Below are 16,103 nucleotides of genomic sequence, written 5' to 3' on the forward strand. Positions count from 1 at the left end.
GTATGACTCACGTTAGGCCGGTTCGGTTCCCGTCCACAAGCCGATCACGCACTGGCCCGGTCGCGGACCGTGCGGATGCGCGAGAGCAGTGTTTCGGCCCGGGTGTGGCCCTCGGTCACGTCCTTGAGGCGTTTCGAGACGATCGCGATCTTCTTCGCCCGTTCCTGCGCGCTCATCTTGATCGTCTGGTCCACCTCCTTCAGCTCCGCCTCGATCGCCTCGATGCGGCGGCCGAGCGCCTCGTCGAGGGCGAGCGACAGTTGCTGTTCGGCCTCGATGAGCTGTTCGGCGATGAGCTGATCAAGCGTCGAGCGGGCGTCCGCGATGGCCTCGACCAGCCATTGCTTCAGGTGCTGTTTGTCCGAGGCGTGCTTGCGAGTACGCGCCATCCACCAGCCCGCGCCGAGGCCGATCACGATCGTCGCGGGCAGCACCACCGGGTTGAGGATCGCGACGCCGGCCAGCGGAAGGGCGGCGATCTTGCCCGCGCCGACGCCGCCGGAAATGCCCATGAACACCAGCAGTTTGTCTTCGGCGGTCGGCGGTTTCTTGTCCGGCGGGCGCAGCACGACCGGCGGGCCGCCAGCACGGGCGAACTGGGCGCGGATCACGTCGAGTTCTTCAGCGGAGAACAGCTCCGCCAGCGCCGTGTTCGTGACCTGGTTCAGCCGTTGCGACAACTGCATGGACACCCGCTGCGACGCGGTCTGCAGCGCGATGTCCACTTCCTGCGGCAGCGCGGCCAGCTCGTCGCGCTTCGCCGCGTCGATGCGCTGCCGGAAATGCGTCTGTGCGTCGCGCATTTCGCGACTGCTCTCGTGCCCGACCTCGACCCGCGTGCGCTGGATTTCGCCGCGCAACCGCAGCTGCCAGCCGCGCGTGGACGTGCGGCGCTGGGACTGAAGATCGTCGCGGCGGGCGCGGAGTTGCTCGGCTTCGGCTTCGCCTGACGACAGTGCCCGGCTTTCCGCTTGCAGCTTCGCCTTGATTCCGGCCAGCGCGCTCGACAGAGAGCGAAGAGTGTTGGCTTCCTTGAGCATCATCGACCGGCCGACGAGCAGTTCCTGCAGGGCGACCTGCACCGCGGCGATCCCGGACTTCTCCCGCAGCATGGCGGCGACCTGGGCATTCGGTGCCTTCGCGGCAGTCTCGAACACGCGCGCCGACACCGGGTGGAACACCGCGTCGGCGAACCGCGGCGCGTGTTCGGCGAGCAGTTGCCGGTCGGCTTCCAGGATCTCGCGCCAGCCGCGGAACGCGTCCGTTTTGGCCAGCACGAAGACGACCGTCTCGACGCGGTCCGCGACCTCGCGCAGGAACTGCAGCTCGGTGGACGTGAACGGGGCCGACGCGTCGACCACGAACACCAGCGCGGTCGCGCCCGCGGCGGCTTCCTTGGCCAGCTCGCCGTGCAGCGAATCGAGCCCGCCGACGCCCGGGGTGTCGACCAGGGTCAGCCGTTCCAGCAGCGGGACCGGGCCGGACACCTCGACGTAGCGCGGCGGCAGCTGTCCCGGCGGCAGCTCGTGCGAGGCGGACACCCAGTCGACCAGCTGTGTCAGGTCGAACGGCACCGACGCCAGCTGGCCGGGGTAGCAGGCCTGCGCGCCCCACTGCTGCGCGTGTTCGAAGACGAGGTACGTCGCGGTGGCCACGTCAGCGTCCACAGGGGACAGACCCGGCGTTGCGAGCAGGGCGTTGACCAGCGAACTCTTCCCGCGGTTCGTCTCGCCGACGACCACCACGGACGGCTTCTCCGAACGGGCCTTGCGCTGGTCCTCGACCCACTTGGCGGCCTGCGGATCAGCCTCGCGGACGACGCCGAGCAGCTGTTCGCGAGCAGCCTGGACCTGAGCGGGAAGCGTTGGTGCGGTCACTGCGCCCGCTTCGCGTAGACAGTGACGATCGGCGCGCGCAACAGCCGTTCCTGGTCGGCGAACCCCACGACCTCGGTCTCCGCGACGATGCCTTCCAGCTCCGGATCGTCGGTGGGCACGGCGCCGCCCGCCTCGTGACGCGCCGGGTCGAACCGCTCGCCCTCGGCGCGCAACGCGGTGACGCCGATGGCGGCGAGCCCGTGCTCAAGCCGTTCCACGACGCCGCTGCTGCGGGCGCGGTCCAGCGCGTACAGGCAGAGCTGGATGAGCGCCTGCCGGTCGGAAAGCGCGCGTTCGAGGTCACCCGGGGCAGCTACGAGGTCCACATCGGGATCCGACGCATCCGGCGCGGCGGCGGTTCCGTCCGCCTCGGCGATGATCCGCGCGAGGCTTTCCGCGCTGATCTCGCCGGTCGGCGCTTCGGCCGCATCGGCTTCCTCGTGGCCGAACCACGCCATCGCAGACCCTCCCCTGGTCGTCTCGGTGATTCCACCAGTTTGCGGTACCGCGCCGCACGGCGGGGGCAGATCACTCAGACGGGCCGAGGATCCGCGTCAGCAGCTGCCGCAGCACCCCTTGCTCGTGCTCGACGTCGAGGTCGGGGTCGAGGCTCGCGCGGGAAAGCAGCGCGTCGACCAGCGCGACGACCCAGTTGCCCGCGTCGGCCGGGGCCAGCATGGGGGAGAGCCGGCCGCTTTGGACGCCGCGCTCGATCAGGCCGACGAGACCGACGCGCATGACGTCGTCGTTGCTGCGGATCAGCTCGTTGAACTCCGGATCGCGCGCGGCCTGCGCGGCCGCTTCGAGGATCAGCCGCACGACGCCGGGCAGCACGATCGCCGCCGACATCCGCTCGACGACCGCGAGCACGCCTTCCCACGGATCGGCCATTTCCTTCGCTGCGGCAAGGAGTTCCTCGTTGTCCTCGGTGTCCGCCTCGAAAATGCCGACGAAGACCGCGCGTTTGGTCGGGAAGTAGTGGAACAGGCTGCCGGAGCTGATCCCGGCCGCGCGGCAGATGTCCGCGGTGGAGGTCTTTTCGAACCCGTTGCGGGCGAAGCAACCGGCCGCCGCGTCGAGGATCGCGCGCCGTTTCGCCGCGTGTTTCTCCGGATCGACGGTCCTCATCGTTCAGGCGGCGGTTCGTCGAGCCACGGACGGCCGTGCGTGGTGAAGGCTTCGGCCAGCTGTTTGCGGGACAGGTCGGTCTTCTCCCTGGCGATTTCCCGGTCTTCCGCGCCGAGGAGCACGAGCTTGCCGTCGTCCACGAACACGGCGGTGAGGGAGTGTCGATCCGGCGGCGCCGCTCCCGGCGTTCGAGCGTGACGCGGGTGGCGGACACCGTGACGATCAGCCGGTCCCACGCCCAGAACCAGGCGAAGACGACCCCGAGCAGCACGCCGACGACGACCGCGCCGATCAGCCGCCACGGTTGCGGGACCTGGTGCAACAGCCGGAACGGACCCTGCACCGGGAACCAGGCCAGCGACGTAATCCAGTCGGCGAGCGCCTGCACGCCCCAGCCAAGCAGGGCCCCGCCGATCGGGCAGGCCAGCCAAGACCCACGGCGCACCCACGCCGGTTCGTCGACCACTGTCTCCATGGGGAGCAATATTAGACCGCGTACTCGGTTTATGAATGTCCGACCTGGTCGAGGGCCGGTTCAGGCAAGTTCGCGGATCAGCGAGCGCATGGCCTGGTCGAGCGACGGGACGTCCGCGGCCAGCCGGGACGACACCAGCAGCTGGTGTTCCGCCGTCCGCAGCCACACGCGGCCGGCCACCGGGATCTCCAGCACCGACAGCCGGAACGGCCGGGCGCGGCGGCCCAGTTCCACCTCGGTTTCGCGGACCAGCCTGCCCAGTCGTTCGCCGGCGAGGATCTGGCGGCGGTGGAAGCCGGACGAGACCGGGCGGCGGGCCGCGGCGAAGTGTTCGGCGGCGGCCGGGGCGAAGTGCTGTGCCGCGAGGTCGATCGCCGAACCGTCGCCGGGAGCGGGGCTTTTCCGGCGGGAGCGGGCCGGAGCGCGTTCGCCGAGGTTGGTCAGCAGGCCGTTCCACCACGGTTCCCACTGCGTTTGCACCGCCGCGCGGTCGAGGGCGGGCGGGACGTGCACCGGCACCGCCGGTTCGACCGGGGGCAGCAGCTGGCCGTCGGCGATCGAGAGCGCGAGCACGTCCCGGAGGAACAACGCCACGTCGACGTCGTGGTCGCTCCCCCAGTAAACCCGCCACGAGGTGGTGTCCTCCAGCCGCACGACATCAAGCCTACGCGTCGCGGGCGAGTTGTTTACTGTTCGCGAATCTGTTGCCAGATCAGGAAATAGGCCCGGTGCACGACGTGTGCCACGCGGCTTTGCGCTGGAGTCGCACCGAAGGACGCGAAGGAACGCCACCAGCCCGCGCGTTCCAGCGCGTGCGCCGCCAGCTCCGGCCGCGCGGCGCCGGGAAGGCCAAGCTGCGCGCCGATGTCGGCGTTGCTGCCGACCCGGAGCACCTCCTCGGACAGGTCGTCCGGCATCTCGACGGCACCCGAAGCGACCAGCGTCAACGCCTCCAGCAACCGCAGCTGATGCGCTTCCGGGCGGGCCAGCAGCACCTCGATCGCGTCGTGCACGCGCTGCCGTTCGCCCGGGTCGCCGGAGGCGTGCGCCAGCGCGGTCACCGACGCCAGCGCGGCGGCGGCCTTGATCCCGTCCGCGCGGGCGGCGAAGACGACCGACAGCCGGCGCCGGACCGCGTCGAGGCCGGAGATGTCGAGAAGCTTGCGGCGCAAGGCTCCCGCGGTGATCTCCGGTTCCGCGCGGATCGCCTCGACCGCGCAGCGGATTCCGAAGAGATCGAGCTTCTCCAGCAGCCGCAACCGGATCCCGGTCGGGATGTCGCACTCCCAGCTGGTGAAGATGTCGGCCGCGATGAGCATGGTTTCGAGGACGTCGTCGTCGAGCGCGGCGAGCTGGCCGAGCGCTTCGGCGTCGGCGGAGGTGAACCCGCCCGACTCCGCCGATTCGGCGATCAGGCCGATCACCGGCAGCACGTCCGCGACGCGCGGCTTCAGCGTCGCGGCCTGTTTCTCGGCGAGCATCTGCGCGGCTTTCCACACGTCTCCGCCGGAGCCTTCGACAGATTCCGCGACGACCGTGTCCGCCTTGTTCAGTACGGCGATCGCGTTGACCGGCCCGGCTTCGCGGCTCGCGGTCGCGGCGGTGAACGCGGCCAGCGCCTGCTGATCGTCCGCGCGCACGCCCTGGGTCACCACGTAGAGCACGGCCTCCGCGCCCGCGACGGCGTTGCGCGAGGTGTCGTCGAGGTCGTCCGAGCCCTCGTCCTGCTCGGCGGCGCCCAGCAGCTGCTCGGTCCGCGACACCGACGCGGCGTCGAGCGAGCCGAGACCCGGGGTGTCGATCACCGTCATGTCCTGCAGCACCGCGTTGGTGAGGTACGCCTCGAGGTGCGAGACCTCGGTGATGTCGACGCCAAGCTCAGCCGGGATCGATCCGTCCGCGGCGAACGGCAGCACCTGCTTGCGGCCGTCGAGGAACACCACCTCGACCCGGTCGACGGTGCCGTACTGGAACCGCGTGACCAGCCGCGTGCACTCGCCGACGTCGGTGGGCGCGACCAGCCGTCCGATCAGGGCGTTGACCAGGGTCGACTTCCCCGATTTGATCCGGCCGGCGACCGCGACCTGCAGCGGCGCGCCGAGCCTGCGCAGCACCTCGGCGAACCCGGCGGCCGTGCGCGGGGACACCTGGGACCGCAGCCGGTGGCACAGCTCCGCCACCGACGCGGACAGTGGCCCGGCGAGTCGTCCCCGCTCCGCCGCTGCCGTCACCGCCCGGCCCCCTTCCGGCTCGATCGCTCACCCGTGCGGGAATCGTCGCATGCCGGTCATCCTTCGGTCGCACCGAAGGTGCTACCCGCGACCGACGCGGCAGTCCCCGGCGCGACCTACTGTTGAGTCGTGCGACGGCTCAGCCTCTGGATGCGTGCCCACCCGATGGTGGGGGACTCGCTGCTCGCACTGTTCCTCGCCACGCTCGACATCCTGATGTTCGCCGGCGGCGGCCTCGACCCCGAGCTGCCCGGCCCGGAGTGGTACGTCGCAGTCCCGATCGACCTCGCGGTGGTCGCGCCCCTGGTGTTCCGCCGCAAACGGCCGGTGCTCGCCGCGTACGTCGTGTATGTCATTTCGTACGCGCACAGCACGCTGGACCTCGGCGTATCCGGCCTGGCCGCGCTCGCGATCAGCCTCTACTCGGTCCAGGTCTACGTCGGGCGGAAGCAGGGGCTCATCTACGGCGGCGCGTTCATCGTGGCCAGCGTCGTCACCGCGATCGTCAAACCCGAACCGTCGATGGCCGCGCAGCTGCTGTTCAGCGCCTTCACCATCGCCTTCTGCTGGCTGCTCGGCGAGTTCATGTACGCCCGCCGCGCCTACCAGCGCGAACTCGAGGCCAGGCTGCACCTGCTGGAGACCGAACGCGACCAGGCCGCGCGGATCGCGGTGGCCGAGGAGCGCGGCCGGATCGCCAGGGAGCTGCACGACGTGGTGGCGCATTCGGTGAGCGTGATGGTCGTGCAGGCCGACGGCGCGGCGCTCGCCCTGAAATCCAATCCGGAGCTGGCCGGACGCGCGCTGGGAACGATCTCCGAAACCGGCCGCGGCGCGCTCGGCGAACTGCGCAGGCTGCTGGACGTGCTGCGCAACGACCACGGTGACGACGAACCGCGCGTGCCGCAGCCGGACGCGACCGCGCTGGGCGACCTCGCCGAACGGATGCGCGCCGCGGGCGTCCCGGTGGACCTCTCCCTCGGCGACGGGCTGGGCGAACTGCCCGCCGGGGTGTCGCTCGGGATCTACCGGATCGTCCAGGAATCGCTCACCAACACGCTCAAGCACGCCGGGGCCGGGGCCCGCGCCGCGGTGCGGGTGCAGCGGACCGGCGACCAGGTCGAGGTGCTCGTGCGCGACGACGGCGCGGGACGGGCCCGGCAGCTCGAACAGGTGGGCACCGGCGGAACCACGACGACGCGGCAATCGGCGCCGCGGCTCGCGGTCGCTGGCGGGAACGGGCTGATCGGGATGCGGGAGCGCGCGCACGTGTACGGCGGGACACTAGAGGTGGGCCCCGCCGCCGGCGGTGGCTGGCAGGTGCGAGCGGTGCTGCCGGTTAGGTTGAACTCGTGATCCGAGTGGTGGTCGTCGACGACCAGGAACTGATGCGCGTCGGGTTCCGGATGGTGCTGGGCGCGCAGGCCGACATCGACGTGGTCGGGGAGGCGGGCGACGGCGCGCAAGCCGTGCGGATGGCCGCCGAACTGCGGCCCGACGTCGTGTTGATGGACGTGCGAATGCCGGTGCTCGACGGGGTGGAGGCGACGAAGCAGATCGTCGCGGCGGGCACCGCGCGGGTGCTCGTGATGACCACCTTCGACCTCGACGAGTACGTCTACGCCGCGCTGCAGGGCGGCGCGTCCGGCTTCCTGCTCAAGGACACCCAGCCGGACTACCTGGTGTCCGCGCTGCGTTCGGTCGCCGACGGGGACGCGGTGATGTCGCCCTCGGTCACCCGCAGGCTGCTCGACCGGTTCGTCGGCTCGGCCGGTGCGGAAATGCGCGATCCGGCCGAACTCGACGTGCTGACCGACCGCGAACGCGAGGTGCTCGTGCTGATCGCGAAAGGCATGTCGAACGTCGAGATCGCCGAGACATTGTTCCTTTCCGAGGCTACGGTGAAAACACACGTCGGGCGGATCCTGTCCAAGCTCGACCTGCGCGACCGGGTGCAGGCGGTCGTCCTCGCGTACGAGACCGGGCTCGCCCGGCCAGGGATCGGCTGAACCGTCCACTCCGGACACTGTCCACAACGGACCCCGCCGAGGACTCCCCGGCGGGGTCCCCGCGTACCGGGTGAAAAATCAGGGTCGGCTCAGGGGCATCCCCCATCGCACTCCACCTCGCGACCCGCTTGAGTACTACTCAGGTCGGGTAGCCGGTTCGATCCACGGGATGACGCGAAAACGGCGGCGCTGAGACAGGATGAATCACGTCCGCACCGCCGTAGAGGGAGCAGGGGATGATCGAGGCAACAGGTCTCACCAAGCGTTACGGGAACACGCTCGCGGTGAACAACCTGTCGTTCAGCGTGGCCGCCGGGAAAGTCACCGGCTTCCTCGGTCCGAACGGCGCCGGCAAGTCCACCACCATGCGCATGATCCTTGGCTTGGACAACCCCACCGGGGGCCAGGTCCGGATCGGCGGGAAGCTGTACCGCGACCTGAAGGAACCGCTGCGCACGGTCGGCGCGCTGCTCGACGCGAAATGGGTGCACCCCAACCGCTCGGCCCGCGCGCACCTGCAGTGGATGGCCCGCTCCAACCGGATCCCGGCGGCGCGGGTGGACGAGGTGCTCGACACCGTCGGCCTCACCAGCGTCGCGGGCAAGCGGGCGGGCGGGTTCTCGCTCGGCATGTCGCAGCGGCTCGGGATCGCCGCCGCTCTGCTCGGCGACCCGGAGGTGCTGCTGTTCGACGAGCCGGTGAACGGCCTCGACCCGGAGGGCATCCTCTGGATCCGGAAGTTCATGCAGCGGCTCGCCGCCGAGGGCCGGACCGTGTTCGTGTCGAGCCACCTGCTTTCGGAGATGGCGCTCACCGCGACCGATCTCGTGGTCATCGGCAGGGGCCAGCTCATCGCGCAGTCCACCACTGAGGAATTCGTGGCACGGGCGGCGGAAAACACGGTAAAGGTGCGTTCGCCGCAGCTTCCGGCACTGCGTCAGCAGTTGATCTCCGCCAGCGCACAGGTGACCGACGCGGACCAAGCGCTCATTGTGTCCGGAATGGACAGTGCGAAGATCGGCGAGATCGCCGCCTCGGCGAACCTCGTCCTGCACGAGCTGAGCCCGCAGACCGGCTCGCTCGAACAGGCTTTCATGCAGATCACCGGCGACTCCGTCGAGTACCACACGGGGCTCGAAGCTGAGGCGCAGCAGGCCGCGGCCATCCGCTGACCACACTCTCGTTGGGAAGAGAAAACCATGACTTTGCTCGCGGTCGAACGCATCAAGCTCTTCACCACCCGGTCGCCGTGGTGGTGCGCCCTCATCGCACTGGCCCTCACCATCGGGTTCGCCGGCCTCATGGCCGGTTCGCTCCCGAGCGGGGAAACGCTGTCGGTCGCCAACACCCAAGCCGGGCACCAGTTCGGCATCGCGGTGATCATGGTGCTGGCGGCGCTGGCGGTCACCACCGAATACCGCTTCGGCACCATCCGCACCACGTTCCAGGCGGTGCCGCACCGGGGCAGCGTGCTCGTCGCCAAGGCCACCGTCGTCGCGGTGCTGTCGCTCGTGATCGGCGAGATCGCCGCCTTCGGCGCGTGGGGTCTCGGCTACGCGATCCGCCCGTCGGACTCGGTGGCGCTGCAGACCTCCGCGGACTGGATCACCGTCGCGGGCGTCGGCGTGGTGTTCGCCTTCGCCGCGGTCATCGCGGTCGCCGTCGGCACGCTGATCCGGCACAGCGCCGGCGCGCTGTCGCTGCTGCTGATCTACGTGCTGGCCGTGGAAAACCTCGTGCAGCTGATCCCGACCATCGGCCCGAAGATCCACCAGTGGATGCCGTTCAACGTCGCGGAGCGGTTCCTCGGCGGCAGCTCCGGCGGGCCCGGCGCACCGGACGCGGCGCTGTCGCAGTGGGGTTCGCTGGCCTACTTCGCCGGCGTGGCCGTGGTGCTGCTGGCCATCGCGATCGGCGTCGCGAAGAAGCGCGACGCGTAAAGACCCACAGGGGCGTTCGGACGAGTCAGGCGGGGGCCGGCGGAGCCGAACAAGGGGAAAAAGGGAAAAGGGGAACAAGATCCGGGTCGCCATTCGGGGGGCGGCCCGGATCTTTCCGTTTCGGTAGAGTTCGGTTTCACGAGAAGGGGTGGAGCGTGCTCGAAGCGACCGGACTCACGAAGTCCTACGGCGACACCGTCGCGGTGCGAGACCTGACGTTCACCGCGCGCGCCGGTCGCGTCACCGGGTTCCTCGGACCGAACGGCGCGGGAAAATCGACCACCATGCGGCTGCTGCTCGGGCTCGACGCGCCCACCGCGGGCACCGCGCACATCGAGGGCAAGCCGTACCGGCAGCTGACCGATCCGCTGCGCACGGTCGGCGCGCTGCTCGACGCGACGTGGCGGCATCCGGGCCGCTCCGCCCGGCAGCACCTGCGGTTCCTCGCGGCGACGAACGGGCTGCCGGACCGGCGCGCCGACGAGGTGCTCGAACTCGTCGGGCTGACCGCGGTGGCGGGCAAGCGCGCGGGCACCTTCTCGCTCGGCATGCTGCAACGGCTCGGCATCGCGAGCGCGCTGCTCGGCGACCCGCGCGTGCTGCTGTTCGACGAGCCGGTGAACGGCCTCGACCCGGAAGGCGTGCACTGGGTGCGCCAGCTGCTGCACGGGCTCGCCGAGGAAGGCCGCACGGTGTTCGTGTCGAGCCATCTGCTGCCGGAGATGGAGCAAACCGCGCAGGATCTCGTGGTGATCGGCCGCGGACAGCTCATCTACCAGGGCACGATGGCCGATTTCGTGGCCCGCGCCGGTTCGCGCGGCGTCCGGGTGCGCACGCCGCACGGCGACGCGCTACGGAAAGCGCTCACCGAAGCACGCGCGGTTTTCACCGAGGATTCCGGTGCGTTCCTGGTGTCCGAAATGGACAGTGACGCGATCGGCGAACTGGCCTTCGCCGCCCAGGCCACGCTGCACGAGCTGAGCCCGCTGGCCGGTTCGCTCGAGCACGCCTACCTCGAATTGACCGGCCAGGCGGCCGAATTCACCAGTGGAGGTGCGCGGTGAATCTGCTGCGGGCGGAACGGATCAAGCTTTTCAGCACGCGCGCGCCGTGGTGGTGCGCACTGATCGCGGTAGCCGCGCCGATCGCGTTCACCGCGCTGTTCCTCGGACTGTCCGGGGCCGAAATCACGGCGAACGTGAGCAACACTCAGCTCGCCACGAGCACCGGCCGCACGGTCGCGCTGGTGCTGGCGGTGCTCGCGGCGACCGCCGACTTCAGCTGGGGCACGCTGCGGCTCACCTTCCAGGCGGTGCCGGCCCGGACGCCGGCACTGCTGGCCAAGGGCGCCGTGGTGTTCGGCACCTGCGCGGTGCTTGGCCTGATCGCCGGCGTCGGTTCGTGGGGGCTGGCGCACCTCGTGCGTCCCGAGGCCGATCTCGGCCTGCACTCCGGAGCCGACTGGCGCATCGTGTTCGGGCAGGTGCTGACGTTCGCGCTGACCGGGCTGCTCGGCGTCGGGGTCGGCCTGCTGCTGCGCAGTTCCGCGCTGACGCTGGCGATCGTGCTCGTGTGGACGCAGCTGGTCGAGGGCCTGGTGCTGCTGATTCCCAAGATCGGCACCGACCTCTACCAGTGGATGCCGTTCTACGCCGCCTCGCAGTTCGCCGGCGGCGATTTCGCCAGGGCGACGCTGAAACTGTCCCCGCCTTTCGGTCCGTGGGGATATCTCGCGTATTTCGCGGTGATCAGCGCGGTGTTGTTCGCGGCGGGCGTGGCCACCGCGAATCGGCGGGACGCCTGACCTGCACGTGCACATTCCCGATTGCGTGGCGGGCAATCGGATTAAATTCGCGTAAACCGGTGTGGCTTCTCTCACAGCAAGCGGACATACTGTCTGAAAACCACGGATATTCATAAGCAGAGCCCCGTCTCAGCTCTCCGGAGGTGAACCTTGACGGTGGACGCTGATCACCAACTCGCTTCCCGCGACGTCGCGGTACCAACCCCCGGCTCGAGCCGATGCTGGACCTCGAATGGTCCCAGGCGATCGAACTGCCGCGGTTCGCGCTGCCCGCGACCCGGCCGTCCGAACTGCGCCAGGCGTGGGTGCACCGCGCCCCCGAGGACGCGGTGCTCGGGCTGTACCGGCGGGCGAGCGGCACCGACGAGGCGCTGCCCGCGCCGTGGTGGCTGCGCGCGGTCGCGAGCGGACGGCTCGATTCGCGCGAACTCGGCTTCCGCATCGAGGACCGGGTCGCGCAACTGCTCGGCAAACGGATGGGCTGGGAATTCGTGCCGTGGGCGGCCGACGGCGAATCCGGGTACTGGGAATTCATGCCCTCCGAACGCGGCAAGTCCGGGCATTCGATCCCCACGACCGTGCTCAACACCGACCGGCACGACGGCTGGATCGACGTGCTGCCCGCGCATTCCGCCCGCGCGCCGGAGCCGGTCGCGGTGGCCGGGCTGGCCGGACTGCGCTCCCGGCTCGGGGAGTTCGAAGCGGTCCGCTGACCTGACCGTATGTTGTCCAGGTGGAAAACGAGGACCAGCCACGGCTGCGCAGCGTGGTCAGTTACGTCAAACGCGGCGGCCGGATGACCGTCGGCCAGCAGCGGGCCTGGGAAGAACACTGGCCGCGGCTCGGCCGGACGGTGTCGGAGCTGCCCGAAGGCCCGGTCGACTTCACGGAGTGGTTCGGCCGGGAAGCGCCGGTGCTGCTGGAGATCGGTTCCGGCATGGGGGAGACCACCTCTCAGCTGGCCGCGGCCGCGCCGGAGCTGAACTACGTGGCGGTCGAGGTGTACGACCCTGGGCTGGGACAGCTGATGCTGCGCGCGGAAAAGCTCGGCGTGACCAACCTGCGGCTCATGCACGGCGACGCGGTGGTCCTGCTGACTTCGCATGTCGAGCCGGGCACGCTGTCCGGGGTGCGGCTGTTCTTCCCGGACCCGTGGCCGAAGAAACGCCACCACAAGCGGCGGATCGTGCAGCCGGAGTTCGTCGCGCTGATCGCGTCGCGGCTCGCGCCGGGCGGAACGTTCCACATGGCCACCGACTGGGAGCACTACGCGGAGCAGATGCTCGAGGTGTGCTCGGCGGAACCGGCGCTGCGGAACCGGTACGCGGACGAGCCGGGCGGCTGGGCGCCGCGGCCGGAGTGGCGGCCGGTGACGAAGTTCGAACAGCGGGCGGACCGGGAGGGCCGGGTTTCGCACGACTTGATCTTCGAGAAACGCTGACGACATGACGAAGGGCCGTTCCCGGGTTCCCACCCCCGGCAACGGCCCTTCGCTCTTTTCACCCCCGGTGCCGCCCCTCCCCCGACGAGGGGCGGACGCCAGTTATTCGTCGGCCAGCGGTTCCGCCTGCACCCGCCGCAGCGCGGGCGTGCAGACCGACGCGCCGAGCAGCGCGACCCCGATCCCCAGCACCACCGGCGCGGCGATCCACGGGCTGAACACGACCGACCCGCGTTCCATCGTCGCCATGAACAGCCCGAGCCCGACCACCACACCGGTCACGCCCGCTCCGATCGTCGCCACCAGCGCCGGCAGCGCGGCCTCCATCCGCAGCGCCCGGGACAGCACCCGCACCGGCGTGCCCGCCGCCATGAGCGCACCGAACGTCCGCCGCCGGTCCATCACCGAGCCCGCGGTCGCGACCGCGGCGCTGCAGCCGGCGAGGATGCCCGCCGCGACGAGGCCGATGACGGTGACCCGGCGCAGGTCGTCGAGCTGCACCTGCTGTCCGTAGAGGTACTGCTCGCGGCTGCCGATTTCCTCCCCGACCGCGTTGGGCACCAGTGCGGTCCGCACGATCTCGCGGTTGGCCTCGGCGGTCGGCACGACCAGGGTGACCTGGGTCGGCTTGACGCCAGCTGGCACCGCGGACGGGTCGATCACGTACTCGCCGAAGTTGTTGTGCTTCTCCGGGTGGTAGGTGCCCGTCCGCACCGCGCCGAGCGGGGTGCCGGTGCTGTCCTCGCCGCCGTAGCGCGCGACCCGCAGGTTGTTCGTGTCCAGCTGGTACGGCGAGTACAGGCCGACCCCGGGTTTGCAGTCCTGCTGGGTGATCCCGAGCCGGGTCAGCTTGGCGGCATCCGCGCAGGTCATGACGTATGCGCGCTGCATCGACCGGTAGTTCCCCTCGCCCTGTATCACGTACACGCTGGCCACCTGGACGACGCGTTCGGGCAGCCCGGCCTTCGCGAGCGTGGCGTTGGTCCGCTCGGTCGCTTCCGGTGCCCGGTCCGCGTTGACGTCGACGTACAGCGCCGAGTCCACGTACTGGCGTCCGCCGCCAGCGAGGGATTCGATCGACGGCAGCAGCGTGAGCGCCATCGACCCGGTGAACACCGCGAGCACGATCCCGGCCGAGGCCCGGTAGGAGCCCTTCGGGTCGTTGCGCAGCCGCCGTCCGGCCAGCAGCGACGACGGCCGCCGCCAGATCCGCACGAACGTGCCGCCGACCGCCGACGTCACCCACGGTCCGACCACCATCGCCGAAGCGACCACCAGCAACAGGCCAAACAGCACCAGGTTGCCGCCGCCGCCGCTGCGGGTGGCGAAAACGGTGTAGAAGAAGAACAATCCGGCCGCGGGCAGCGCGAGCAAGCGCCACCAGCGCAACGGTTTCACGGTGTGGCCGCCGCTCGCGAACAGCGGCGTGCGCACCACCCGGCGCAGGCCGAGCACCCCGGCGAGCACCACGAGCAGCGGGACCAGCAGCACGGCGAGCACGGTGAGCGCCACCGGCAGCGCGAAGTCCGACGCCAGCCAGGTCCCGCCGTCCCACGGCACGAACGTGGCCAGCCCGCGCAGCGCCGGGCTCACCAGCAGGCCGAGCAGCGCGCCGACGCCCGCGGACAATCCGGTTTCGGCGGCGACCATCGCGGTCACCTGGCCCGGGGTCGCGCCGGCCAGCCGGATCGCGGCGAGCCGTTGTTCGCGGCGGGCGGCGGTGAGCCGGGCCGACGACGCGACGAGCACCAGGCTCGGCACGAGCAGCACGATGATGCCGACCCAGGACAGGACCGTGAGCAGGCTGTCCGGATGCCCCTGCCCGGCCGGGAAGGACGAGGCCGGGAACGCGTCCTGGCCGGACTGTTCCTTGTGCCCGTACGGACGCATCTCCTGCGGGCTGTGCCCGACGAGCGCGACGAGCTGTTCCGGATACCGCAGCGCCTGCTCGCCGAAGGCGGCGACCGGTTTGCCGAAACGGTTCCCGAGCTGGTCGGCCGGGGTGGCGTTCAGCAGCTTCCCGAGCGCGGGCGACACGATCGTCTCGCCGGGGCCGGGCAGCTGCGGGATGCCCGGCGGCAGCCGCACCGCGTCGGTCGGACCGGTGATCGCGATGTCGACCCTGGCGACCTGCTTGCCGTCGAAGTAGTCCTTGGAGGAGTTGACGAGCAGGGCGTTCTGCTCGCCGGAGTCGTAGCGGCCGCTGCTCTGCCACAGCGCCCGCTGCTCGCGCGCCTGAGTGGCGTACGGCAGGGTCGCCAGCAGCAGGACGAGCCCGGTCGCGACGGCGACGCCGACCGCGGTGAGGATCGCCGAGGTGCGGGTCCGCCGGTCGCCGCGCAGCACCCGCAGGGCGAGCTGGAAGGGGTTCATGCCGCGAGCCTCGTGGCGATCAGGCCGTCGCGGATGGCCACGGTGCGCGGCATCGATTCGGCGAGTTCCCGGTCGTGGGTCACCACGAGCACCGCGGCGCCGGACGCCTGCCCGGCGGCGAGAAGCGCGTCCATCGTGTCGCGGCCGGTGCGAGTGTCGAGCGCGCCGGTCGGCTCGTCGGCGAAGATCACCTTCGGCCGGTGGGTGAGCGCGCGGGCGATCGCCACGCGCTGCGCCTCGCCGCCGGAAAGCTCGCCGGGACGGCGGGCTTCCTTGCCGGACAAACCGAGTTTGCCGAGCCATTCCCTTGCCGCCGCGATCGCTTCGCCGCGGGTTCCGCCCGCCAGCAGCGACGGCAGCGCGACATTCTCCTCGGCGGTCAGCTCGGACACGAGCATTCCGGACTGGAAGACGAAACCGAATTCGGTACGGCGCAGTTCGCTGCGCCGCTTTTCGCCGAATTGGTCGATCCGCTGTCCCTGCAACCAGATCTCGCCGCTGTCGGCACGCAGGATGCCGGCCAGCACGTGCAGCAGCGACGTCTTGCCGGATCCGGACGGGCCGACGATGGCGATCGCCTCGCCCGGCTGGACGTCGATGTCGATCCCGGCCAGCGCGTGCTGCTGCCCGTAGCGCTTCACCAGTCCGCGCCCCGACAACACCGGTCCGGCACTCAGGTGTGGATTCGTCATCCGCCAGCTCTCTCCCTGTCTCCGTGATCCCTCTTCGACTGCGACGGAACGCAGCTTCGCGGATCCGGGCGGAGGTCCACTTCGGGCAGACGGCCGGTACCGGCGGGGCGGCCATCGGCCGATCGGCCGATGG

The 16,103-nt window shown here is 70.5% G+C and carries 16 protein-coding genes; 8 read left to right on the forward strand and 8 right to left on the reverse strand.

From position 1 onward, the window contains the following. Window positions 1–44: 44 nt before the first annotated feature. The 6 genes from RPX00_RS12845 to RPX00_RS12870 form a co-directional block, all read right to left on the reverse strand. Window positions 45–1,877 carry a dynamin family protein gene (locus RPX00_RS12845; protein ID WP_406639746.1) on the reverse strand — a complete coding sequence of 611 codons (1,833 nt, stop codon included), beginning with the start codon at window positions 1,875–1,877 and terminating at the stop codon, window positions 45–47. Further along, on the reverse strand, window positions 1,874–2,335 hold the full coding sequence (gene grpE / locus RPX00_RS12850) for a nucleotide exchange factor GrpE (RefSeq protein WP_406639748.1): 462 nt from the start codon (window positions 2,333–2,335) through the stop codon (window positions 1,874–1,876). Before grpE ends, RPX00_RS12845 begins: the two co-directional genes overlap by 4 nt. Before the next feature lie 70 nt (window positions 2,336–2,405). After that, on the reverse strand, window positions 2,406–3,005 hold the full coding sequence (locus tag RPX00_RS12855) for a TetR/AcrR family transcriptional regulator (protein WP_406639750.1): 600 nt from the start codon (window positions 3,003–3,005) through the stop codon (window positions 2,406–2,408). Then, window positions 3,002–3,151, reverse strand: a complete 150-nt coding sequence (locus RPX00_RS12860; protein WP_406639751.1) for a hypothetical protein — start codon at window positions 3,149–3,151, stop codon at window positions 3,002–3,004. Before RPX00_RS12860 ends, RPX00_RS12855 begins: the two co-directional genes overlap by 4 nt. A gap of 389 nt (window positions 3,152–3,540) precedes the next feature. Further along, window positions 3,541–4,134 (reverse strand): hypothetical protein, encoded by a 594-nt coding sequence (locus RPX00_RS12865; protein ID WP_406639752.1) that lies wholly within the window; start codon window positions 4,132–4,134, stop codon window positions 3,541–3,543. A gap of 32 nt (window positions 4,135–4,166) precedes the next feature. Further along, window positions 4,167–5,711 (reverse strand): dynamin family protein, encoded by a 1,545-nt coding sequence (locus RPX00_RS12870; protein WP_406639753.1) that lies wholly within the window; start codon window positions 5,709–5,711, stop codon window positions 4,167–4,169. Window positions 5,712–5,876: 165 nt separating this feature from the next. On the opposite strand from RPX00_RS12870, the gene RPX00_RS12875 reads away from it, so the two are divergent. From RPX00_RS12875 to trmB, 8 genes are all read left to right on the forward strand, one after another. After that, complete coding sequence (locus RPX00_RS12875) at window positions 5,877–7,067, forward strand: sensor histidine kinase (RefSeq protein ID WP_406642895.1); 1,191 nt, start codon at window positions 5,877–5,879, stop codon at window positions 7,065–7,067. Then, the gene (locus RPX00_RS12880; RefSeq protein ID WP_406639754.1) at window positions 7,064–7,720 is read left to right on the forward strand and encodes a response regulator; all 657 of its coding nucleotides are present in this window, start codon (window positions 7,064–7,066) and stop codon (window positions 7,718–7,720) included. The genes RPX00_RS12875 and RPX00_RS12880 overlap by 4 nt, the downstream gene beginning before the upstream one ends. Window positions 7,721–7,956: 236 nt before the next feature. Continuing rightward, entirely contained in the window at window positions 7,957–8,892 is a 936-nt protein-coding gene (locus tag RPX00_RS12885) for an ABC transporter ATP-binding protein (RefSeq protein WP_406639755.1), read from the forward strand. Between the two features lie 27 nt (window positions 8,893–8,919). Continuing rightward, on the forward strand, window positions 8,920–9,660 hold the full coding sequence (locus tag RPX00_RS12890; protein ID WP_406639756.1) for a hypothetical protein: 741 nt from the start codon (window positions 8,920–8,922) through the stop codon (window positions 9,658–9,660). A 155-nt stretch (window positions 9,661–9,815) separates the two neighbouring features. Further along, window positions 9,816–10,724 (forward strand): ABC transporter ATP-binding protein, encoded by a 909-nt coding sequence (locus tag RPX00_RS12895; RefSeq protein ID WP_406639757.1) that lies wholly within the window; start codon window positions 9,816–9,818, stop codon window positions 10,722–10,724. Further along, window positions 10,721–11,464, forward strand: coding sequence for a hypothetical protein (locus tag RPX00_RS12900; protein WP_406639758.1), 744 nt, complete (start codon window positions 10,721–10,723; stop codon window positions 11,462–11,464). The genes RPX00_RS12895 and RPX00_RS12900 overlap by 4 nt, the downstream gene beginning before the upstream one ends. Window positions 11,465–11,682: 218 nt before the next feature. Next, window positions 11,683–12,177: a hypothetical protein gene (locus RPX00_RS12905; protein WP_406639759.1), complete on the forward strand. Its 495-nt coding sequence runs from the start codon at window positions 11,683–11,685 to the stop codon at window positions 12,175–12,177. 20 nt (window positions 12,178–12,197) lie between these two features. Next, window positions 12,198–12,905, forward strand: coding sequence for a tRNA (guanosine(46)-N7)-methyltransferase TrmB (gene trmB, locus RPX00_RS12910; RefSeq protein WP_406639760.1), 708 nt, complete (start codon window positions 12,198–12,200; stop codon window positions 12,903–12,905). Window positions 12,906–13,007: 102 nt separating this feature from the next. On the opposite strand, the gene RPX00_RS12915 is transcribed toward trmB, so the two are convergent. Together RPX00_RS12915 and RPX00_RS12920 are read right to left on the reverse strand one after the other, a co-directional pair. Then, window positions 13,008–15,278 carry an FtsX-like permease family protein gene (locus RPX00_RS12915; RefSeq protein ID WP_406639761.1) on the reverse strand — a complete coding sequence of 757 codons (2,271 nt, stop codon included), beginning with the start codon at window positions 15,276–15,278 and terminating at the stop codon, window positions 13,008–13,010. Beyond that, window positions 15,275–15,970 carry an ABC transporter ATP-binding protein gene (locus RPX00_RS12920; protein WP_406639762.1) on the reverse strand — a complete coding sequence of 232 codons (696 nt, stop codon included), beginning with the start codon at window positions 15,968–15,970 and terminating at the stop codon, window positions 15,275–15,277. Before RPX00_RS12920 ends, RPX00_RS12915 begins: the two co-directional genes overlap by 4 nt. Window positions 15,971–16,103 lie beyond the last annotated feature (133 nt).

Source organism: Amycolatopsis sp. WGS_07, from assembly GCF_045278895.1.
In the GTDB taxonomy this organism is placed as follows: Bacteria; Actinomycetota; Actinomycetes; order Mycobacteriales; family Pseudonocardiaceae; genus Amycolatopsis.

Bases quoted from the DNA above. Each gene is read 5' to 3' on its own strand.
- RPX00_RS12875 (WP_406642895.1), top strand. From the start codon at position 5,877: ATGGTGGGGGACTCGCTGCTCGCACTGTTCCTCGCCACGCTCGACATC.
- RPX00_RS12920 (WP_406639762.1), bottom strand. From the start codon at position 15,970: ATGACGAATCCACACCTGAGTGCCGGACCGGTGTTGTCGGGGCGCGGA.
- RPX00_RS12915 (WP_406639761.1), bottom strand. From the start codon at position 15,278: ATGAACCCCTTCCAGCTCGCCCTGCGGGTGCTGCGCGGCGACCGGCGG.
- RPX00_RS12885 (WP_406639755.1), top strand. From the start codon at position 7,957: ATGATCGAGGCAACAGGTCTCACCAAGCGTTACGGGAACACGCTCGCG.
- RPX00_RS12905 (WP_406639759.1), top strand. From the start codon at position 11,683: ATGCTGGACCTCGAATGGTCCCAGGCGATCGAACTGCCGCGGTTCGCG.
- RPX00_RS12855 (WP_406639750.1), bottom strand. From the start codon at position 3,005: ATGAGGACCGTCGATCCGGAGAAACACGCGGCGAAACGGCGCGCGATC.
- grpE (WP_406639748.1), bottom strand. From the start codon at position 2,335: ATGGCGTGGTTCGGCCACGAGGAAGCCGATGCGGCCGAAGCGCCGACC.
- RPX00_RS12890 (WP_406639756.1), top strand. From the start codon at position 8,920: ATGACTTTGCTCGCGGTCGAACGCATCAAGCTCTTCACCACCCGGTCG.